Source organism: Buttiauxella sp. BIGb0552 (assembly GCF_004366275.1).
Classification (GTDB): domain Bacteria; phylum Pseudomonadota; class Gammaproteobacteria; order Enterobacterales; family Enterobacteriaceae; genus Buttiauxella; species Buttiauxella gaviniae.
This window is the reverse complement of sequence record NZ_SODY01000008.1, coordinates 38,112-59,664: the sequence shown is the minus strand read 5'-3', so window position 1 is coordinate 59,664 and position 21,553 is coordinate 38,112. Positions and strand designations below refer to the sequence as shown.

General features: G+C 52.2%; 15 protein-coding genes. 11 read left to right on the top strand and 4 right to left on the bottom strand.

Annotated features, from left to right (window positions below):
* Positions 1–57: 57 nt before the first annotated feature.
* From hrpB to fhuB, 6 genes are all read left to right on the top strand, one after another.
* On the top strand, positions 58–2,490 hold the full coding sequence (gene hrpB / locus EDF88_RS20895) for an ATP-dependent helicase HrpB (RefSeq protein ID WP_134187012.1): 2,433 nt from the start codon (positions 58–60) through the stop codon (positions 2,488–2,490).
* A gap of 79 nt (positions 2,491–2,569) precedes the next feature.
* On the top strand, positions 2,570–5,125 hold the full coding sequence (mrcB, locus tag EDF88_RS20890; protein ID WP_134187010.1) for a bifunctional glycosyl transferase/transpeptidase: 2,556 nt from the start codon (positions 2,570–2,572) through the stop codon (positions 5,123–5,125).
* A gap of 212 nt (positions 5,126–5,337) precedes the next feature.
* The gene (gene fhuA, locus EDF88_RS20885) at positions 5,338–7,587 is read left to right on the top strand and encodes a ferrichrome porin FhuA (protein ID WP_134187008.1); all 2,250 of its coding nucleotides are present in this window, start codon (positions 5,338–5,340) and stop codon (positions 7,585–7,587) included.
* Positions 7,588–7,634: 47 nt separating this feature from the next.
* Positions 7,635–8,432, top strand: a complete 798-nt coding sequence (fhuC, locus tag EDF88_RS20880; RefSeq protein ID WP_064556786.1) for a Fe3+-hydroxamate ABC transporter ATP-binding protein FhuC — start codon at positions 7,635–7,637, stop codon at positions 8,430–8,432.
* Positions 8,432–9,331, top strand: coding sequence for a Fe(3+)-hydroxamate ABC transporter substrate-binding protein FhuD (fhuD, locus tag EDF88_RS20875; protein ID WP_134187006.1), 900 nt, complete (start codon positions 8,432–8,434; stop codon positions 9,329–9,331). Before fhuC ends, fhuD begins: the two co-directional genes overlap by 1 nt.
* Positions 9,328–11,313: a Fe(3+)-hydroxamate ABC transporter permease FhuB gene (gene fhuB, locus EDF88_RS20870; RefSeq protein ID WP_134187004.1), complete on the top strand. Its 1,986-nt coding sequence runs from the start codon at positions 9,328–9,330 to the stop codon at positions 11,311–11,313. The genes fhuD and fhuB overlap by 4 nt, the downstream gene beginning before the upstream one ends.
* 104 nt (positions 11,314–11,417) lie before the next feature.
* Here the strand turns inward: fhuB and hemL are convergent, their stop codons facing one another.
* The gene (hemL, locus tag EDF88_RS20865) at positions 11,418–12,698 is read right to left on the bottom strand and encodes a glutamate-1-semialdehyde 2,1-aminomutase (protein WP_134187002.1); all 1,281 of its coding nucleotides are present in this window, start codon (positions 12,696–12,698) and stop codon (positions 11,418–11,420) included.
* Between the two features lie 145 nt (positions 12,699–12,843).
* On the opposite strand from hemL, the gene clcA reads away from it, so the two are divergent.
* Together clcA and erpA are read left to right on the top strand one after the other, a co-directional pair.
* Entirely contained in the window at positions 12,844–14,265 is a 1,422-nt protein-coding gene (clcA, locus tag EDF88_RS20860; RefSeq protein ID WP_134187000.1) for a H(+)/Cl(-) exchange transporter ClcA, read from the top strand.
* A gap of 82 nt (positions 14,266–14,347) precedes the next feature.
* Positions 14,348–14,695: an iron-sulfur cluster insertion protein ErpA gene (gene erpA, locus EDF88_RS20855; protein ID WP_034460870.1), complete on the top strand. Its 348-nt coding sequence runs from the start codon at positions 14,348–14,350 to the stop codon at positions 14,693–14,695.
* A 186-nt stretch (positions 14,696–14,881) separates the two neighbouring features.
* On the opposite strand, the gene EDF88_RS20850 is transcribed toward erpA, so the two are convergent.
* The 3 genes from EDF88_RS20850 to mtnN are packed head-to-tail and all read right to left on the bottom strand — an operon-like array spanning position 14,882 to position 17,019.
* Positions 14,882–15,502: a TRIC cation channel family protein gene (locus tag EDF88_RS20850; protein WP_064516304.1), complete on the bottom strand. Its 621-nt coding sequence runs from the start codon at positions 15,500–15,502 to the stop codon at positions 14,882–14,884.
* Positions 15,503–15,527: 25 nt separating this feature from the next.
* Positions 15,528–16,328 carry a vitamin B12 ABC transporter substrate-binding protein BtuF gene (btuF, locus tag EDF88_RS20845; RefSeq protein WP_166672004.1) on the bottom strand — a complete coding sequence of 267 codons (801 nt, stop codon included), beginning with the start codon at positions 16,326–16,328 and terminating at the stop codon, positions 15,528–15,530.
* Positions 16,321–17,019 (bottom strand): 5'-methylthioadenosine/S-adenosylhomocysteine nucleosidase, encoded by a 699-nt coding sequence (mtnN, locus tag EDF88_RS20840; RefSeq protein WP_134186996.1) that lies wholly within the window; start codon positions 17,017–17,019, stop codon positions 16,321–16,323. Before mtnN ends, btuF begins: the two co-directional genes overlap by 8 nt.
* A gap of 92 nt (positions 17,020–17,111) precedes the next feature.
* Here mtnN and dgt point away from each other — a divergent pair, with 92 nt between their 5' ends.
* From dgt to EDF88_RS20825, 3 genes are all read left to right on the top strand, one after another.
* Complete coding sequence (dgt, locus tag EDF88_RS20835; protein ID WP_134186994.1) at positions 17,112–18,626, top strand: dGTPase; 1,515 nt, start codon at positions 17,112–17,114, stop codon at positions 18,624–18,626.
* 143 nt (positions 18,627–18,769) lie between these two features.
* Positions 18,770–20,218 carry a serine endoprotease DegP gene (gene degP, locus EDF88_RS20830; RefSeq protein ID WP_134186992.1) on the top strand — a complete coding sequence of 483 codons (1,449 nt, stop codon included), beginning with the start codon at positions 18,770–18,772 and terminating at the stop codon, positions 20,216–20,218.
* 167 nt (positions 20,219–20,385) lie between these two features.
* The gene (locus tag EDF88_RS20825) at positions 20,386–21,543 is read left to right on the top strand and encodes a CdaR family transcriptional regulator (protein ID WP_134186990.1); all 1,158 of its coding nucleotides are present in this window, start codon (positions 20,386–20,388) and stop codon (positions 21,541–21,543) included.
* Positions 21,544–21,553: the final 10 nt, after the last annotated feature.

Genomic DNA, 21,553 nt, shown 5'->3' with positions numbered 1-21,553 from the left:
TGAATTGGCTTGATGCTACAATAGCGAACTTCGCATCATACCCGTTTGGAGCCGTTTGTGCCGTCATTACCGGTTGCCGCAGTGCTACCCGATATTCTTAACGCCTTGCAAAATGCGTCGCAGGTTTTACTGAGCGCCCCAACGGGGGCAGGTAAATCGACCTGGTTGCCGTTGCAGATTTTACGGCAGGCAAACTTGGGCGGTCGCATTCTACTGCTGGAACCACGTCGCCTGGCTGCGCGTAATGTTGCACAGCGTCTGGCTGAATTATTGGGTGAAAAGCCCGGTGAAACAGTTGGCTACCGGATGCGTGCCGAAACCTGTGTTGGGCCTAACACCCAGCTTGAAGTGGTAACCGAAGGTATTTTGACGCGTATGATTCAGCACGATCCTGAGCTTTCAGGTGTTGCGCTGGTGATCCTCGATGAATTCCATGAACGTAGCCTGCAAGCCGATCTGGCGCTGGCGCTGTTACTCGACGTGCAGCAAGGGTTACGTGACGATCTTAAATTGCTGATTATGTCGGCAACGCTTGATAATGCGCGCCTTCAGCAATGTTTACCGGAAGCTCCGGTAATCAGCTCTGAAGGGCGAGCATTTCCGGTTGAACGTCGCTACAGTCCGCTTTCTACCCATCAACGCTTTGATGAAGCGGTTGCTAGCGCTGTGGCGAATTTGCTGCGCGAAGAGTCGGGTTCTCTGTTGCTGTTTTTGCCTGGTGTCGGTGAAATTCAGCGTGTTATGCAACAGCTGCAAGAGCGCGTCACAAGTGATGTTCAGCTTTGTCCGTTATACGGTGCACTGCCTTTAAGCGAACAGCGCAAAGCAATTCTCCCTGCGGAAAACGGCACTCGCAAAGTGGTGCTGGCGACCAATATTGCCGAAACCAGCCTGACTATTGAAGGTATCCGCCTGGTGGTGGATTGCGCGCAGGAGCGCGTCGCGCGTTTTGACGTTCGCACTGGGCTCACAAGGCTTATCACCCAACGCATTAGCCAAGCGTCGATGATTCAACGTGCCGGGCGAGCGGGGCGTCTGGAGTCGGGTATCTGTCTGCACTTAACCAGTGCCGAGCAGGCAGAACGCGCGAGCTTGCAAAGTGAACCAGAAATCCTGCAAAGCGACCTTTCTGGCCTGCTACTCGATTTACTGCAATGGGGTTGCCAGGATCCGGGCCAACTGACCTGGCTTGATACCCCGCCTGCCACCAATTTAGCGGCTGCGCAAACCTTGTTGCGCCAGCTCAATGCTCTGGATGGACAAAACAAACTCACACCCGTAGGCCAGAAAATGGCGAACCTGGGTAATGAACCGCGCCTGGCAGCGATGTTGGTTAACGCTAAAGATGCCGATCAACAGGCAACCGCAGCGCGGCTTGTCGCGATTCTTGAAGAGCCACCGCGCGGTCAGGACAGCGATTTGCGTAATGCTTTTAGTCGACGTCAGGATAACTGGCAGCAGCGTAGCACCCAGTTGCTTAAAAGGCTTAACAGCCGCGGTGGCGAAGCGGATTTCTCCCTTGCGGCTCCGTTACTGGCGCAGGCGTTTCCCGACAGGATTGCTCGCCGCCGTGGTCTGGACGGTCGCTACCAATTAGCCAATGGTATGGGGGCGATGCTCAATCAGGATGACCCATTAACACGCTACGAATGGCTGCTGGCACCACTTTTATTACAGGGAAGCCATACGCCTGATGCACGCATCTTGCAGGCCATTCCATTGGATATTGATGCGCTAACGGCGCAGTGCCCTGAGTTACTGACACAAAGCGATTCTGTGGAGTGGGATGAAACACAAGGCACCTTAAAAGCGTTTCGCCGTTCACAAATTGGCAAGTTAATTCTGAAAGTTCAGCCACTGGCGAAACCTTCCGAAGACGAACTGCATCAAGCGATGCTTAATGGTATTCGTGAGAAAGGCCTGTCAGTGCTTAACTGGTCGGCGCATGCGCAACAGTTAAGAACACGCCTGGTCTGTGCTGCAAAATGGCTGCCAGAACTTAAATGGCCAGACGTCTCAGACGAGGCGCTGCTGCGTGATTTAGACAGCTGGTTATTACCCGAACTGCATGGTGTACACTCGCTTCGCGCGTTAAAAAATATTGATGTCACACGGGCGTTACAGAACCTGATCGACTGGAACGCACGCGTACGTCTGGATAGTGCGCTGCCAACTCATTACACTGTGCCGACTGGAAGCCAGATAGCCATTCGCTATGATGATGAAAACCCGCCAGTTCTTGCTGTGCGTATGCAAGAAATGTTTGGTGAAGCTCAAACTCCGGTGATTGCCGAAGGCCGTGTACCACTGGTTCTGGAGTTGCTCTCCCCGGCGCAGCGCCCATTGCAGATTACGCGTGATTTAACCGCATTCTGGAACGGCGCGTATCGGGAAGTGCAAAAAGAGATGAAAGGACGTTATCCAAAACACGTCTGGCCGGACTCGCCAGCAGACGCGCTGCCTACGCGGCGTACCAAAAAGTACCAATAACTTTGAGAGATTTCCTCTTTCGACTTGAGTTGAGATGAGGAGAATCAGGCCGTGCGCCTTATTTTTGGTGGAGAAAGCAATGGCGGGGAATGACCGCGAACCGATTGGACGTAAAGGGAAACCTTCACGTCCTGTGAAAGAGAAAGTAAGCCGTCGTCGTGTCCGTGAAGAGGAATATGACGCGGATTACGATGATGATTTTGAAGACGAGGAACCGATGCCGCCACGTAAAGGAAAAGGCAGTGGCAATGGTCGCCCGCCACGTAAAAAGCGCCGTTGGTTCTGGTTCCTGGTAAAACTGTTTGTTGTCTTTGCTGTGCTGTTCGTGATTTACGGTGTCTACCTGGATCAGAAGATCCGTACCCGTATTGATGGGAAAGTCTGGCAGCTCCCGGCGGCAGTCTATGGCCGTATGGTGAACCTTGAACCAGACATGCCGTACAGCAAAAAAGAGATGGTTAACCTGCTGGAAGCGACCCAATACCGTCAGGTGACGAAGATGACGCGCCCTGGTGAGTTTACGGTACAGGGCAACAGCATTGAGATGATCCGTCGTCCGTTTGATTTCCCTGACAGTAAAGAAGGGCAGATCCGCGCACGTCTGAATTTTGATGGTGACCATCTGGAATCCATCCAGAACATGGATAACAACCGCAGCTTTGGTTTCTTCCGTCTGGATCCACGCTTGATCACCATGTTGTCTTCACCGAATGGTGAACAGCGCCTGTTTGTGCCGCGCACCGGTTTCCCGGAACTGCTGGTCGACACGCTGATCGCAACAGAAGACCGCCATTTCTACGAGCACGACGGGATTAGCTTCTTCTCCATTGGCCGTGCGGTGCTGGCGAACCTGACAGCTGGCCGTACCGTGCAGGGCGCAAGTACGCTGACGCAACAGTTGGTCAAAAACCTGTTCTTATCGAGCGAGCGTTCTTACTGGCGTAAAGCGAACGAAGCGTACATGGCGCTGATCATGGACGCGCGTTACGGCAAAGATCGCATCCTTGAGCTGTATCTGAACGAGGTCTATCTCGGCCAGAGCGGTGATAACGAAATTCGCGGCTTCCCGCTGGCGAGCCTGTATTACTTTGGCCGACCGGTCGAAGAACTGAGCCTCGATCAGCAAGCATTGCTGGTGGGCATGGTAAAAGGCGCGTCGATTTATAACCCGTGGCGTAACCCTAAACTGGCGCTGGAACGTCGTAACCTTGTATTGCGCTTGCTGCAAGAGCAGAAGGTCATCGACCAGGAACTTTACGACATGCTGAGCGCGCGCCCTCTGGGTGTGCAACCGCGTGGTGGTGTGATTTCGCCGCAGCCTGCTTTTATGCAGATGGTGCGTAACGAACTCCAGACCAAACTTGGCGACAAAGTTAAAGACTTGTCCGGCGTGAAGATCTTCACCACTTTCGACTCCGTTTCTCAGGATGCGGCAGAAAAAGCGGTGAGTGAAGGGGTTCCGGTTCTGCGTAACTCGCGCAAACTGAAAGATCTGGAAGCGGCAATGGTCATTGTTGACCGTTCGACCGGTGAAGTTCGTGCGATGGTCGGCGGAGCTGAAACGCAGTTTGCGGGCTTCAACCGCGCGATGCAGGCTCGTCGTTCTATCGGTTCTCTGGCAAAACCAGCGACTTATCTGACGGCATTAAGCCAGCCTGACGCTTACCGTCTGAATACCTGGATTGCCGATGCGCCAATCGCGCTGAAACAGCCAAATGGGCAAGTGTGGTCGCCGCAAAACGATGACCGTCGCTACAGTGAGAGCGGCAAAGTCATGCTAGTGGATGCGCTGACGCGTTCTATGAACGTGCCAACCGTCAACCTGGGGATGGCGCTGGGCCTGCCTGCTGTCACAGACACTTGGGTCAAACTTGGTGTGTCGCAGAACCAGTTACATCCGGTTCCTGCGATGTTGCTGGGTGCGCTGAACCTGACGCCAATTGAAGTGGCTCAGGCATTCCAGACCATCGCCAGCGGTGGCAACCGGGCAACGCTTTCAGCCTTGCGTTCGGTTATTGCTGAAGATGGCACCGTGCTATACCAAAGCTTCCCACAGGCGGAGCAGGCTGTTCCTCCTCAGGCTGCATACATGACGCTGTTTACCATGCAGCAGGTTATGGCTCGCGGTACGGGTCGTGCGTTAGGGGGCAAATATCCGAACCTGCACTTAGCAGGAAAAACGGGTACCACCAACGATAACGTGGATACCTGGTTTGCGGGCATCGACGGCAAAGAAGTGGCGATTACCTGGGTAGGGCGTGACAACAACCAGCCGACCAAACTGTATGGTGCGAGCGGGGCGATGTCGCTTTACCAGCGTTACCTTGCCAACCAGACGCCGATTCCACTGGTGCTGAACCCGCCGGAAGATATCGTTGATATGGGTGTTGATAGCGCAGGCTACTTCCAGTGTGGCGGCGGCGGGGATCGTGTGTTGCCAGTGTGGACCACTAATCCGGACGGGTTGTGCCAGCAAAGCCAGCAGGCTGAGCAGAACAACAATCCGTTTAGTCAGTCACAGGCGCCACAGACTCAGCAGCCACAACAGCAACAGCCGCAGCAGCAACAACCTCAGCAGCAAGAAAGTAGTGACGGTGTTGCAGGTTGGATAAAAGACATGTTCGGCAGTAAATAAACCTCACGGTTTTCCCATAAAGCCTCCGTTTACCACGGGGGCTTTTCTTTTTTATTAAGCCCATGCAATCACTCTGGTTAATTATTATTCCCTCGCGCTTAGCAGGGGCGTTTCCTGCTTGCTATGCACTTTCCGTTTCGTCTATTATTCTGCGGCTAATAATAATTATCGTTTACGTTATCATTCGTCACTACTTCATCAGAGAAAAACCAATGGCGCGTTTAAGAACTGGACAACCAGTCAACACCTCAATCCGTAAACTTGCATTCTTTGTTGCGGCCGCCGTCAGTGGCGTGAGTGCATCAAGTTTTGCAGCAGACAACACAACCAGCAAAGAAGATACCATCACCGTTTCGGCCAGCGCCCCGCAAGAAAGTGCCTGGGGACCTGCGGCCACGATCGCGGCGCGTCAGTCTGCGACTGGGACCAAAACCGATACGCCTATTGAAAAGGTACCTCAGTCTATTTCTGTGGTAACTGCCGAAGAGATGGCGTTGCATCAACCAAGATCGGTGAAAGAAGCTTTGAGCTATACCCCAGGTGTTGCTGTGGGAACTCGTGGTGCTTCAAATACTTATGACTATTTGGTGATTCGCGGATTTGCGGCCGATGGTCAGAGTCAAAATAACTACCTCGACGGTATGAAGATGCAGGGCAACTTCTATAACGACGCTGTGGTAGATCCTTATATGCTGGAGCGCGCTGAAATCATGCGTGGTCCGGTTTCCGTTCTGTACGGAAAAAGCAGCCCGGGTGGTTTGCTGAACATGGTAAGTAAGCGTCCGACCACGGAACCGCTGAAAGAGATCCAGTTCAAAATGGGCACTGACAGCCTCTTCCAGACCGGCTTTGACTTCAGCGATGCAATAGATGACGACGGCGTGTACTTGTACCGCTTAACGGGTCTGGCTCGTTCGAACAATGCTCAGCAGGATCGTGCGGAAGAGCAGCGTTATACCATCGCGCCGTCTTTCTCATGGCGTCCGGATGACAAAACTAACTTTACCTTCCTCTCTTACTTCCAGAACGAACCGGAAACCGGTTACTACGGCTGGCTGCCAAAAGAGGGAACGGTCGATCCGTTGCCAAACGGCGATCGTCTGCCTACTGACTTCAATGAAGGTGCGAAGAACAATACCTATTCTCGTAATGAGAAAATGGTTGGCTACAGCTTCGACCATGAATTCAACGATACCTTTACCGTGCGTCAGAACCTGCGCTTTGCCGAAAACAAAACTTCGCAAAACAGCGTCTACGGTTACGGCGTCTGTTCCGATCCAGCTAACAGCTTTAGCAAGCAATGTGCGGCGTTAGCGCCGGCGGACAAAGGCCATTATCTGGCTCGTAAATACGTGGTTGATGATGAGAAGCTGCAAAACTTCACTGTTGATACCCAGTTGCAGAGCAAATTTGCCACCGGCGAAGTGGACCACACTCTGCTGACCGGCGTTGACTTTATGCGTATGCGTAACGACATAAACTCTTGGTTTGGTTACGACGACTCCGTACCGCTGCTGGATCTCTACAATCCGGTGTATACCGATTTCGATTTCAATTCGAAAGATCCGGCGAACTCCGGTCCGTATCAGATCCTGAACCGCCAGAAGCAAACGGGCCTCTATGTTCAGGACCAGGCGCAATGGGATAAAGTGCTGGTGACGTTGGGCGGCCGTTATGACTGGGCCGATCAGGAATCCTACAACCGCGTGGCTGGTACTACTTCCAAACGTGATGACACTCAGTTTACCTGGCGTGGTGGTGTTAACTATCTGTTTGATAACGGTATCACACCGTATTTCAGCTACAGTGAGTCGTTTGAACCTGCTTCACAGACCGACGCACAGGGTAATCTGTTCTCACCTTCTACAGGTAAGCAGTATGAAGCGGGCCTGAAATATGTGCCGAGCGATCGTCCGATTGTATTGACCGGCGCGGTGTACCAATTGACCAAAACCAACAACCTGATGGCTGACCCTGCGGGCTCATTCTTCTCGGTTGAAGGTGGTGAAATTCGCGCGCGTGGCGTTGAAGTTGAAGCGAAAGCGGCACTGTCTGCGAGCGTAAACGTAGTTGGTTCTTACACCTACACCGATGCTGAGTACACCACGGATACCAACTACAAAGGCAACACGCCAGCACAGGTGCCAAAACATATGGCTTCATTGTGGGCTGACTACACCTTCTTTGATGGCGCACTGTCTGGTCTGACGTTAGGCACTGGTGGACGCTTCACCGGCTCCAGCTATGGCGACCCGGCGAACTCCTTCAAAGTGGGAAGTTATACTGTTGTCGATGCCCTGGTGCGCTACGATTTGGCGCGTGTTGGTATGGCTGGTTCCAACGTGGCTGTTCACGTGAATAACCTATTCGATCGTGAATATGTAGCCAGTTGCTTCAATACCTACGGTTGCTTCTGGGGCGCTGAGCGTCAGGTTGTTGCGACTGCAACATTCCGCTTCTAAGTGTATTCGGGCACGGTTCCCCGTGCCCATCAACAAAGATGGCTGCCATGCAGGACAAACTTGTTCATCCCGATACCACGTTTAGCCTCACTGACGTTACCTTCCGCGTACCCGGTCGCACGCTTCTTCATCCTCTGTCGATGACCTTTCCTGTTGGCAAAGTCACAGGCCTGATTGGCCACAACGGCTCGGGGAAATCGACACTGCTGAAAATGCTTGGCCGCCATCAGAAACCCTCTGATGGGGAAATTCATCTCAACAATCACCCGTTGGATAGCTGGAGCAGCAAGGAATTTGCGCGCAAAGTCGCGTACTTACCGCAACAACTTCCGGCAGCTGAAGGCATGACCGTGCGTGAGTTAGTGGCGATAGGCCGCTATCCGTGGCACGGCGCGTTGGGTCGTTTTGGCGTAGCGGACAGGGAATTGGTTGACGAGGCCATCACTTTGGTCGGGCTGAAACCTTTTGCTCATCGTCTGGTAGACAGTCTTTCTGGCGGCGAACGCCAGCGCGCGTGGATTGCCATGCTGGTGGCGCAAGATAGCCGTTGCCTGTTGCTGGATGAACCGACTTCGGCGCTGGATATTGCCCACCAGGTTGATGTACTGGCGCTGATTCATCGTCTTAGCCAGGAACGTGGTTTGACGGTGATTGCCGTTCTGCACGATATCAATATGGCGGCGCGTTATTGCGACAACCTTGCAGCGCTGCGCGGTGGCGAAATGATTGCCCAGGGTAGCCCTGCTGAATTGATGCAAAGCGAAACGCTGGAACAGATTTACGGTATCCCAATGGGTATTCTGCCACATCCTGCGGGCGCGGCTCCGGTGAGCTTCGTTTACTGATGAGTGAGCTGATTAACCCTTTACTGAGCCGTCGCCAGTTGTTAACGGCACTGGCGCTCTCGCCGCTGTTGCTCAAAATGGGCAACGCTCATGCGGCGGCAATCGATCCGCAACGAATTGTTGCGCTGGAATGGCTACCTGTCGAATTGATGCTGGCGCTGGGCGTTAAGCCTTACGCGATGGCTGATATCAAAAATTATCAGGCTTGGGTCGGTGAACCGAAATTGCCCGATGGCATAATCGAAGTTGGTTTACGCACCGAACCCAATCTCGAACTGCTGACCCAATTAAAACCGTCACTGATTCTCTATTCCGCAGGCTACGGCCCGTCACCGGAAAAGATGTCGCGTATCGCGCCGGGTTTGGGTTTTAGTTTCAACGATGGTTCCGGGAAGCCGCTGACCGTTGCTCGTCAGTCACTGACAGAACTGGGTGAAAAATTAGGTATGCAGCAGGAAGCACGCGATCACCTGCTGAAATTTGATCAATTTATCGAGCAGATGAAACCCCGCTTTGCTTCCCGTGGGGATAAACCCGTTTTGCTGATGACATTGTTAGATTCCCGCCACGCGCTGGTTATTGGCAAAAACAGCCTGTTCCAACAGGTGATGGATTTGCTAGGCGTAAAAAATGCCTGGCAAGGTGAAACCAACTTCTGGGGCAGTGCGGTCGTTGGCCTTGAGCGCCTCGCCGAAGTTAAGGACGCCGATGTTATCTGCTTTGATCATAATAACGATGCTGAAATGGCCCGCGTAACCTCAACGCCATTGTGGAACTCGATGCCTTTTGTTCGTCAAAACCGCTTCCAACGCGTGCCGCCAGTATGGCTTTACGGCGCGACACTTTCCGCCATGAACTTCACCACTACGCTTGCTAAAGCCATAGGGAGCCAGACGTGAAACATCGTTATGCTTTGCTCCCCGCGCTGCTTTTATCCCTGCTGTTTGTTATTGCCTGCGCGCTGACGTTACACAACCTGAATGCACAGTTGCCTTCTGCGCAGTGGAGTGCGGCCTGGTGGCAGCCCAATATTGATGACATCAATCAGATGTTATTCCACTACAGTTTGCTACCGCGCTTTGCTATCTCTTTGTTAGTTGGGGCAGGGCTTGGATTAGTAGGTGTGCTATTCCAGCAAGTGTTACGAAACCCGCTTGCTGAGCCAACTACACTTGGTGTGGCAAGTGGCGCGCAACTCGGTATCACGGTTGCCACGCTGTGGGCGTTGCCCGGTGGGTTTGCCACACAACAGTTTGCCGCTCTGGTAGGGGCAGGCGTTGTGGGTTTACTGGTGTTTGGCGTTGCCTGGGGCAAGCGGTTATCTCCGGTCACGCTGATTCTCGCAGGGCTGGTACTGAGCCTTTACTGTGGAGCGGTAAACCAGCTGCTGGCTATTTTCCATCACGACCAGTTGCAGAACATGTTCCTGTGGAGCACTGGCTCGTTAAACCAACAAGACTGGGACATCGTTAACGGCCTGTGGCCACGTCTGGTCGGCGGTTTGTTATTAACACTGCTGTTGTTGCGCCCGCTAACGCTGATGGGGCTCGACGATGGTGTGGCACGTAACCTGGGGCTGGCACTTTCCATGGTGCGCCTCGCGACGCTGGTACTGGCGATTGCCATCAGTGCGCTGTTGGTTAATGCAGTCGGGATTATTGGTTTTATTGGCCTGTTCGCGCCGTTGCTGGCGAAAATGCTTGGGGCACGCCGCCTGGTTGCGCGTTTGTTCCTCGCACCGCTTATTGGCGCGTTGATATTGTGGCTGTCCGATCAATCCGTTATCTGGCTGACCAGCGCGTGGCGTGAGATTTCAACCGGTACAGTGACCGCTCTTATTGGAGCGCCGTTATTGCTGTGGTTACTGCCACGCTTACGTACTGTTGGCACACCAGCGATGAACCAGGGCGATAACGTTCCGAGCGAGCGCCAGCATCTGGCATGGTGGGTGTTAGTTGGTAGCGGTGTGTTAGCGTTGGTTCTTGTCACTGCGCTAACGCTTGGACGCGATGCGTATGGCTGGAACTGGGTAAGCGGTTCGTTATTCCATGAGTTATTACAGTGGCGTTGGCCACGTGTATTAGCTGCACTGACTGCGGGCATGATGCTGGCGGTTGCTGGCAGCGTTATCCAGCGTCTGACCGGTAATGCGATGGCCAGCCCCGAAGTGTTAGGTATCAGTTCCGGTGCGGCATTCGGCGTGGTGGTGATGCTGTTTATCGTACCTGGAAATGCATTCGGTTGGTTGTTCCCGGCCGGTAGCCTGGGTGCTGCGGTGACACTGTTGGTGATTATGGTGACGGCCAGTCGTGGCGGTTTTTCCCCGCAACGCATGTTACTCGCCGGGATGGCGCTGAGTACCGCGTTTACCATGTTGTTGATGTTGCTGATGGCGAGTGGTGATCCACGTATGGCTGGGATTCTGACGTGGATTTCTGGTTCAACCTATAATGTTACCGGTGACCAGGCTGTCAGAACGCTTATCCTGATGGTGATTTTGTTTGCCCTGACGCCGCTGTGTCGCCGTTGGTTGATGATTCTCCCGTTAGGTGGGGCAACTGCGCGCGCGATTGGTATGGCTCTGACACCATCACGCTTTGCGCTGCTTTTGCTGGCCGCGACCTTAACCGCGGCGGCAACGATGACCGTCGGCCCGCTGAGTTTTGTTGGCCTAATGGCACCACATATCGCACGTATGCTCGGGTTCCGGCGTGCAATGCCGCAGCTGATAATATCGGCGTTATTAGGTGGGATGCTGATGGTTGCGGCGGACTGGTGCGGAAGAATGATCCTGTTCCCGGATCAGGTGCCTGCTGGCTTGCTGGCAACGTTTATCGGTGCGCCATACTTCGTCTATTTGCTCCGTAAGCAGACGAGATGATGAATGGTGGATGTCGCTCGCGCTAATCCACCCTACAACTGCAACAGTCTTTTCTTTTAGTAGGTCGGATTAGCGTAAGCGACATCCGACACTATCCATATCGATTACAGCTTCGCAAACACCCGACGCGCAGCGTCGATAGTCTTCTGAATATCTTCTTTCGAATGCGCAACTGACATAAAGCCTGCTTCAAACGCAGATGGTGCCAGGTAAACACCTTCTTCCAGCATCAGGTGGAAGAACTTCTTAAAGCGCTCGACGTCACACGCCATCACATCTTGGTAGCAAGTCACAGATTTTGCATCCGTGAAGAACAAACCAAACATGCCGCCCACATTGTTCATGACCAATGGAATGTTTTCTTCTTTCGCTGCATGCAGCAAACCGCTTGCCAGCATTTCGGTCAGTTCAGTCAATGTCTGGTGAACGCCCGGTTGCGCGACTTCAGTCAGGCAAGCGTAACCTGCCGCCATCGCAATTGGGTTACCGGAAAGCGTACCCGCCTGATAAACCGGGCCAGTTGGCGCCAGCGCATCCATGATTTCACGACGACCGCCGAATGCACCTACAGGCATCCCACCACCGATGATTTTGCCCAGACAAGTCAAGTCAGGCTCCACCCCGTAGTAAGACTGTGCGCCCGCCAGTGCAACACGGAACCCGGTCATGACTTCGTCGATAATAAACAGTGCGCCAAACTCGTCGCACAGCGCACGCAGGCCTGGCAGGAAGTCATCGTTTGGTGGGATGCAATTCATGTTACCTGCAACGGGTTCAACGATAATGCAGGCGATATCTTGCGGATATTGCTCGAACGCGGCGCGAACGGAAGCGAGATCGTTATAGGTGCAGGTGAGGGTGTGTTTAGCGAAATCAGCCGGAACGCCCGGTGAGTTTGGCTGGCCGAGGGTCAGTGCGCCAGAACCGGCTTTCACCAGTAGGCAGTCAGCGTGGCCGTGGTAGCAGCCTTCGAATTTGATGATTTTATCGCGACCGGTAAAACCACGTGCCAGGCGAATGGCGCTCATGGTGGCTTCTGTGCCTGAGTTCACCATACGAACCATGTCCATGGTTGGAACCAGGTCGGTCACCAGCTCCGCCATTTTTACTTCCATCTCAGTTGGCGCGCCAAAGCTTAAACCACGTTCAACCGCCTCAATCACGGCATTACGAATTGCCGGGTGGTTGTGACCGAGAACCATTGGCCCCCATGAACCAACATAATCGATATAGGCTTTGCCGTCAGCGTCATACAGGTAAGCCCCGTCAGCGCGTTCGATAAACAGCGGCACACCGCCGACGCCAGTAAAAGCACGAACCGGCGAGTTAACTCCACCAGGAATGACTTTACGTGCTGCAGCGTACAGGTTTTCAGACTTACTCATGAATCGGCTCCAATTCGTGGATTCGTGGAAATAATGACTACACGCTATTCTAAGGGAAACATTCGAAGTTATGAAAGTTTTGCCCAAACGCGTCGAGAGAGTAGAATGCCCCCTCGATTTGTATTACCAATAAATGATTAGCCTAATGAATCACTCCCACCCCTCTTTTGAAGCACAGCAGGTTGTGCGCTTACGCAGGGGCGACATGGTGCGTCGCCTAATTCGACAGGATAAAACTCCCGTCGCTATTCTTTTCATGGCCGCGATAGTAGGGACGTTAGCCGGTTTGGTGGGTGTCGCTTTTGAAAAAGCGGTCACCTGGGTTCAACAAAATCGCCTGGCAATGCTGGCTCATGTGGCTGATCACAGCCTGATTGTCTGGCCGCTGGCATTCATTAGCTCAATGCTTTTGGCAATGATTGGCTACTATCTGGTGCGCCGTTTTGCGCCGGAAGCAGGGGGCTCTGGTATCCCTGAAATTGAAGGGGCACTGGAAGAGTTGCGTCCGGTGCGCTGGTGGCGTGTTATTCCGGTGAAGTTTATCGGCGGGATGGGGACGCTCGGTGCTGGCATGGTGCTCGGGCGCGAAGGGCCAACGGTGCAACTGGGTGGGAATATCGGCCGCATGGTGCTGGATATTTTCCGCCTGCGTGGTGCTGAAGCTCGCCATTCGCTGTTAGCAACCGGTGCCGCCGCAGGCCTTTCAGCCGCATTCAATGCGCCGCTGGCGGGGATCCTGTTCATCATTGAAGAGATGCGCCCGCAATTTCGCTACAACCTGATTTCGATAAAAGCCGTGTTTATCGGCGTGATTATGTCGAGCGTGGTGTTCCGTATTTTTAATGGTGAAAATGCGGTTATCGAAGTCGGCAAACTGGCTAACGCGCCGGTTAACACGCTGTGGTTGTATCTGGTGTTGGGGATGGTATTTGGCATCGTCGGCGTGTTCTTTAACGCGATGGTGTTCCGCACCCAGGATATGTTCCAGCGCCTTCACGGCGGCAATCTGAAAAAATGGGTGATTATTGGTGGCTTGCTGGGCGGTATTTGCGGGATTCTTGGTCTTATCCAACCTGCAGCGGCCGGGGGCGGTTTTAATCTGATCCCCATTGCAGCCGCAGGCAATTACACCCTTGGCATGCTGCTGTTTATCTTTATTGCTCGTGTGATTACCACGTTGCTATGTTTTGCATCCGGTGCGCCTGGCGGGATTTTTGCACCAATGCTAGCTTTGGGTACATTACTTGGCACTGCATTTGGTATCGCGAGTGCGGCCTGGTTCCCGGCCTATCATCTTGAAGTTGGGACATTTGCCATCGCCGGAATGGGGGCGTTGTTTGCCGCATCAGTGCGTGCGCCATTGACCGGGATTGTGTTGGTTCTGGAAATGACTGACAATTATCAGCTCATTCTGCCAATGATTATTACCTGCCTTGGCGCGACACTATTGGCACAATTTCTCGGCGGAAAGCCGCTATACTCCTCGATTCTTGAGCGCACGTTGGCAAAACAAGAAGCCGAACAGCGGGCGAAAGAGCAGCAAACCCCTGCCGGGGAGAATACTTGAACGATTTACTCGGGTATTAGATAATGACCCCCAAAGGCTGGGTTAAACTTTACCCGACTTCTTATTTCGTTGGGAGCAAATGATGAGTGATGACGTAGCAGTGCTGCCGTTGCAGTTTACCGAAGCAGCAGCCAATAAAGTAAAAAACCTGATCGCGGATGAAGAGAACCCGAATTTGAAACTGCGCGTTTACATCACCGGTGGTGGTTGCAGTGGTTTCCAGTATGGTTTTACCTTTGACGATCAGATTAACGACGGCGATATGACTATCGAGAAGCAAGGCGTTGCGCTGGTAGTTGACCCAATGAGCCTGCAATATCTGGTAGGCGGTGCGGTGGATTACACTGAAGGTCTGGAAGGCTCACGCTTTGTGGTGACCAACCCGAATGCGAAAAGCACCTGCGGGTGTGGTTCCTCCTTCAGCGTTTAAACCTTCATACTTCAAGCTGCAGATGCGTCGACTGCACCCGTTCGCCCCAGTCACATAGTTATCTATGTTCCTGGGGACTTACGACTTTGTCGACTTTCTGCAACTCGAATTATTCGGTTTAAATGGTTAGTTATAAAAATTCTTGTAGGCCGGATAAGCGAAAGCGTCATCCGGCTTTTTTATTCTCTATTGTCTATCATCGAGTGCAAACGTCGGCAATTTGAGATGCCAACGAATGGCCGCCAGACGGATTGCGAGGGTGACGACCATGCCAATCATACTCGCCTGTTCCAGTGGAACGTGGAAGGTGTAATACGCAGTGGCATGCACAATCCCGCCTGCAATACACGCCGTGGCGTAAATTTCGGTACGCAGGATCATCGGGATTTCACGCGCTAAAACATCACGAATAATCCCACCGCCAACACCGGTCAACACGCCCATGCAGATGGCAATCAGTGGGCTTGCGCCCGCCAGAAATGCTTTATTCACCCCAATACCGACAAACACCGCAAGTCCCACGGCATCGAGCACTGGCAAAATCCATTTTGGTAGCCGACGCGGTTGTCGAATCAACACAATAGTCAGCATACAGGTGACCATTGCGACCACTAAGTCGGTTGGGTCTTTAACCCAAAATACCGGGCCATTATCCAGTGCCATATCGCGAATAGTTCCGCCGCCAACTGCGGTCACTACGCCAAGAACCAGAACACCAAACGGGTCCATACGTAGTTTACCTGCCAGCAGTACGCCGGATATTGCAAAGACGGCTGTGCCAATGATGTCCAGCCAATAGACGAGCATGTGGGTGTTATCCTCATAGAAAAGGTTATTTTTCTGCCAGCTCCTCACAGAGCTGTTTTGCGGCGAGGATAATACGTGGGCCTGAGCGACTAAACCAGTCATCATTCACTGCAATAACCGGAATTTTTAGCTGGGTATTCCAGAATTGTTCAACCGGAGGGATTTGCGTTTCATCGCCGGTGATAATAATAGCCTGTGGGTGGCGGCTTAGCACCTGTTCACGACTCACTTGCGGCCAGGGAACCCGGCTATCAGCGAAGATATTTTGCCCTGCGCATACTTCCAGAATTTCGTTCTGAATTGAACCACTTCCTGACGTAAATAGCGGCTGCTGGCCGAACTGGAGAAACACTTTTTTCTTCGGGTGCTGAGAATAGTGCGCTTTCAAATCGGCAAACTCTTTTGCCAGTTTATCTGCGGCGTTGTGGGCCGTTTGGGGTGTCGGGCTGTATTGGCTCAATTGACGCAATGCCGCAACCACACCTTCGACCGTTGCCGGATCAAGCCAGACAACTTTAATACCCAATGCTTTTAGTTGGTTGACCTGGCGCTCAGCATTTCCACCACGCCAGGCAAGAACCACATCAGGTTTTAGCGCCACGATGCGCTCAAGGTTCATCCCCTGCCAGTTCGAGACTTGCTCAAGCTTTTTGGCGGCTTCCGGATAGTCTGACCAGGCGCTGACCGCTACTGGAGTGATACCAGCCGCAAATGCCAGTTCAGTATTGCTCGGCGATAATGAGATAACCCGCGGCGCGGCATTAAGCCACGCCGGGAGACAACACAGTAGCGCGGTGATGCCGCGCCAAAAGTTCTTATTAACCACGAGCCAGTTTCTGCACCAGGTTTTCAACCATCAGCGTGGACTGCTTCGCCGCAACAGCTAAGAACTCTTCGAAGCTCAGATGGGATTGCTGATCAGCAACATCAGAGATCGCGCGCACCACGACAAACGGGGTACCGAAGTTATGGCAAACGTGCGCAACTGCTGTCGCTTCCATTTCCACAGCAACCGCCTGTGGGAAGTTATGGCGGATTTTTGCCAGTGCCACAGAACCGTTAATAAACGCATCACCACTAACAACCAAACCGCGCACGGCGTTCAGGTTCAGCTCGGCAATGCACTCTTCAGCCGCGGCAATCAGTTTGGCGTCAGCAGCAAAACCTGCTGGGCAACCTGGCAATTGGCCATATTCATAGCCAAAAGCGGTAACATCTGCGTCGTGGTAACGCACTTCATCAGAAACCACGATATCGCCAACTTTAAGTGTGGATGCGAGACCACCTGCAGAACCGGTGTTGATCACTACATCTGGTTTGCAATGCTCAAGCAGGAGAGTTGCACCCATTGCAGCTGCGACTTTGCCAATACCTGATTTCAGCAAAGCTACTTCAACGCCATTCAGGGAGCCGGTGTAAATTTCACACCCTGCAAGCTTCAGAGTCTGACGGCTTTCAATTTTGTCACGCAGCAGCGTAACTTCTTCTTCCATTGCACCAATGATGCCTACTTTCATAGTGATTCTCGCTAAAGTGTTAAATTACCTTCATAGTCTATCATGGCTGGCATCAAGGAATTAATCCGCTGTTAAAAGGCGCAGGAGATGGCATGAGTGAAATAGATTTCCGTAAGAAAATTAACTGGCACCGCCGTTTCCGCTCTCCTGAAGGGCTGAAGAACGAACATGAAATCCTGCGTATTTTTGAAAGCGATCGCGGGAGAATCGTTAACTCTCCGGCAATTCGCCGTTTGCAGCAGAAAACTCAAGTTTTCCCTCTGGAGCGTAATGCCTCTGTTCGCACACGTTTGACTCACTCGATGGAGGTTCAGCAAGTCGGCCGCTACATCGCCAAAGAAGTGCTGAGCCGCCTGAAGGAGCAGCAGGATCTTGAGCGCTTTGGGCTGCATGAGCTCACCGGCCCGTTTGAAAGCATCGTTGAAATGGCCTGCCTGATGCATGACATCGGTAACCCACCGTTCGGTCATTTTGGTGAGTCAGCTATTAATGACTGGTTCCGCCAGCGTTTATTCCCAACAGATGCCGGAAGCCAGCCGCGCAGCGACGATCGTTGCCGGGTTGAAGCTTTACGCCTGCGTGAAGGTGAAGATCAACTGAATGGCTTGCGCCACAAGGTGCGCCAGGATCTTTGTCAGTTCGAAGGCAATGCGCAGGGCATTCGCCTGGTACATAGTCTATTGCGTATGAATCTGACCTGGGCGCAGGTTGGTTGCATTCTCAAATATACGCGCCCGGCCTGGTTTGTTGGCGAGCCGCCAAAAAGCCACGCTTATCTGATGAAAAAACCTGGCTTCTATCTTTCTGAAGAGTCGTACATTGCCCGTTTGCGTACGGAGCTTGAACTGGGCGAATACAGCCGTTTCCCACTGACATGGATAATGGAAGCTGCGGATGATATTTCATACTGTGTGGCGGATCTGGAAGATGCGGTTGAGAAGCGCATTTTCAGCGTTGAACAACTTTATCAGCACTTATGTGATGCCTGGGGCGAGCATAGCAAAGGCGATCTTTTTGAGCATGTAGTGGATGAGGCCTGGGAGAAATCCCGTTCAAATCAGATGCGCCGCAGTACCGAAGATCAGTTCTTTATGTATCTGCGCGTCAATACGTTAAATCAGTTGGTGCCTTATGCCGCTCAACGTTTTATCGATAATATCAGCGATATATTTAGCGGCGAGTTCAATCACGCACTACTAGAAGATGACAGCCCCTTTGCGCGCCTGCTAGAGCTATATAAGCAGGTTGCATTTAAACATGTATTTAGTCACCCAGAAGTTGAGCAACTTGAGTTACAAGGTTATCGCGTTATCAGTGGCTTACTTGAAATTTACAGTCCATTACTCAATATATCAGTTGAGGATTTTGCTGAACTGGTGGAGAAAGAAAGTTTACGTCGTCTGCCGATTGAAACTCGATTGTTCCACAAATTATCGACAAAACATAGACTTGCGTATATTGAAGCCGTCAGTGATTTGACGCCGTCAGCCAGTGATTTCCCAGTATGGGAATATTATTACCGCTGTCGTCTAATTCAGGATTATATCAGCGGAATGACGGACTTATTCGCCTGGGATGAGTATCGGCGCCTGATGGCGGTGGAATAAGTTGCTCATTGAGTTTTGTAAAGACGGACAATAAATTTTTACTTTTTCCAGTGACTTATCGGCGGAACTTAGCGCCTCAATTGTCACTCTATATTGGCCTACACAGCAATTTTGCGTGACTTATTAACTTGAGACTGAAATCGATGAAAAAAACAACTTTAGCAATGAGCGCGCTGGCTCTTAGCCTGGGTTTGGCGCTGAGTCCTGTATCTGCAATTGCGGCAGAGACCGCTTCTTCTGTACCTGCAACCGCTGGGCAACCTATGCCAAGCCTTGCGCCGATGCTGGAAAAAGTGATGCCTTCCGTAGTGAGTATTAACGTTGAGGGGAGCACCACTGTTAATACGCCGCGTATGGGGCGTAACTTCCAGCAGTTCTTTGGTGATAATTCACCATTCTGTCAGGAAGGCTCTCCATTCCAGAGCTCTCCATTCTGCCAGGGTGGCCCGGCGGACCAAGGCCCTCAGGGCGGCGGTCAGCAGCAGAAATTTGCAGCACTGGGTTCTGGTGTAATTATTGACGCCGCTAAAGGCTATGTGGTGACAAACAACCACGTTGTTGATAATGCAACAAAAATTCAGGTTTCCCTGAGTGATGGACGTAAGTTTGAAGCAAAAGTGGTGGGTAAAGATCCACGTTCTGATATCGCACTGCTGCAGTTGCAGGACCCGAAAAACCTGACTGCGATAAAAATGGCCGACTCCGACGCACTGCGCGTTGGTGATTACACCGTAGCTATCGGTAACCCATATGGTCTGGGCGAAACCGTGACCTCCGGTATTGTTTCAGCTTTAGGTCGTAGTGGCCTGAACATTGAAAACTATGAGAACTTTATCCAGACAGATGCGGCAATCAACCGTGGTAACTCCGGTGGTGCACTGGTTAACCTTAATGGTGAGTTGATCGGGATTAACACTGCGATTCTGGCACCAGACGGTGGCAACATCGGTATCGGTTTTGCTATCCCAAGCAACATGGTGAAAAACCTGACTGCGCAGATGGTGCAGTATGGTCAAGTTAAGCGTGGCGAACTGGGTATCCTTGGGACTGAGCTGAACTCCGAGTTAGCAAAAGCGATGAAAGTTGACGCGCAACGTGGTGCATTCGTCAGCCAGGTTATGCCTAACTCTTCTGCTGCGAAAGCGGGCGTGAAAGCCGGTGACGTTGTGGTTTCCATGAACGGTAAAGCAATTAGTAGCTTCGCTGCCTTGCGCGCTGAAGTGGGTTCTATGCCAGTTGGCAGCAAACTGACTCTTGGCCTGCTGCGTGATGGCAAACCAGTATCAGTGAATCTGGAACTGCAACAAAGCAGCCAGACTCAGGTTGATTCAGCCACCATCTTTACGGGTATCGAAGGTGCTGAAATGAGCAACCGCAGCGGTAAAGATGAGAAGGGTGTCATCGTCAATAACGTAAAAGGCAATAGCCCTGCTGCACGTATTGGCCTGAAAAAAGGCGACATTATCATTGGTGTTAACCAGCAGGTTGTAAATAACATCGCTGAACTGCGCAAAATTCTGGACACCAAACCGTCTGTAATGGCGCTTAATATTCAGCGTGGCGACAGCACCATCTATCTGTTGATGCAGTAATTAATTGCCACTAAGTTCTCCTTAAACTATCAGGGCCGCAAATTGCGGCCCTTTTTTGTGAGCCTTACCACAACTCCATACTCTTCATCGGTGCTTTGTGCATTCGCACAATGCTGAGGCGATCCATCTCGCCTATGCTAGGCCATTAGCACGACTCAGGAGGACACATGGCTGGCTGGCACCTTGATACCAAAATGGCGCAGGACATTGTGGCGCGCACCATGACCATTATTGATACCAACATAAACGTGATGGATGCGCGTGGGCGAATCATTGGTAGTGGTGATAAAGAACGTATTGGTGAATTGCACGAAGGTGCATTGCTGGTGCTCTCCCAGGGGCGTGTGGTTGATATTGATGATGCCGTAGCCCGGCATCTGCACGGCGTGCGTCAAGGGATAAACCTGCCACTGCGCATCGAAGGTGAAATTGTCGGTGTTATCGGTCTGACAGGGGAACCTGGCTCGCTGCGTAAGTACGGTGAGCTGGTGTGTATGACGGCGGAGATGATGCTTGAACAATCTCGTCTGATGCACTTGCTGGCACAAGACACTCGTCTGCGTGAAGAGTTAGTGATGAATTTGATTCAGGCTGAAGAACAGACACCGGCTTTGAGCGAATGGGCACAACGTTTGGGTATCGATCTGAATCAACCTCGAGTGGTCGCTGTTGTGGAAGTCGATAGTGGGCAGCTTGGCGTGGAAAGCGCTATGGAAGAGTTACAGCAGCTGCAAACTGCACTGACGACACCTGAGCGGAATAATTTAATAGCCATTGTGTCGTTAACTGAAATGGTGGTGCTAAAACCTGCGCTAAATCCTTTTGGCCGTTGGGATGCAGAAGATCACCGCAAGCGGGTAGAGCAGCTAATCAACCGTATGAAAGAAAATGGTCAGCTACGCTTTCGTGTCGCGCTGGGCAACTATTTTACCGGGTCTGGTAGTATTGCGCGCTCGTATCGAACCGCTCGCACTACCATGATGGTCGGCAAACAGCGTATGCCAGAAAGCCGGGGCTATTTTTACCAGGATTTGATGTTGCCGGTGCTGCTGGATAGTTTGCGTGGCGGATGGCAGGCGAATGAATTGGCTCGCCCTTTAGCTCGCCTGAAATCAATGGATAACAACGGGCTGCTGCGCCGAACGTTAAGCGCGTGGTTCCGCCATAACGTGCAGCCACTGGCAACGTCTAAGGCATTGTTTATTCATCGTAATACGCTCGAGTACCGACTTAACCGTATTTCGGAATTAACAGGGTTAGATTTAGGAAATTTTGACGATAGATTGCTGCTGTATGTGGCGTTGCAACTGGATGAGCAAAGATAATAAAAGGGCC

Coding starts and splice junctions, on each gene's coding strand:
- dgt (WP_134186994.1), top strand. CDS start 17,112: ATGAGTGAAATAGATTTCCGTAAGAAAATTAACTGGCACCGCCGTTTC.
- fhuA (WP_134187008.1), top strand. CDS start 5,338: ATGGCGCGTTTAAGAACTGGACAACCAGTCAACACCTCAATCCGTAAA.
- degP (WP_134186992.1), top strand. CDS start 18,770: ATGAAAAAAACAACTTTAGCAATGAGCGCGCTGGCTCTTAGCCTGGGT.
- mtnN (WP_134186996.1), bottom strand. CDS start 17,019: ATGAAAGTAGGCATCATTGGTGCAATGGAAGAAGAAGTTACGCTGCTG.
- erpA (WP_034460870.1), top strand. CDS start 14,348: ATGAGTGATGACGTAGCAGTGCTGCCGTTGCAGTTTACCGAAGCAGCA.
- EDF88_RS20825 (WP_134186990.1), top strand. CDS start 20,386: ATGGCTGGCTGGCACCTTGATACCAAAATGGCGCAGGACATTGTGGCG.
- hemL (WP_134187002.1), bottom strand. CDS start 12,698: ATGAGTAAGTCTGAAAACCTGTACGCTGCAGCACGTAAAGTCATTCCT.
- EDF88_RS20850 (WP_064516304.1), bottom strand. CDS start 15,502: ATGCTCGTCTATTGGCTGGACATCATTGGCACAGCCGTCTTTGCAATA.
- fhuC (WP_064556786.1), top strand. CDS start 7,635: ATGCAGGACAAACTTGTTCATCCCGATACCACGTTTAGCCTCACTGAC.
- clcA (WP_134187000.1), top strand. CDS start 12,844: ATGAATCACTCCCACCCCTCTTTTGAAGCACAGCAGGTTGTGCGCTTA.
- fhuD (WP_134187006.1), top strand. CDS start 8,432: ATGAGTGAGCTGATTAACCCTTTACTGAGCCGTCGCCAGTTGTTAACG.
- mrcB (WP_134187010.1), top strand. CDS start 2,570: ATGGCGGGGAATGACCGCGAACCGATTGGACGTAAAGGGAAACCTTCA.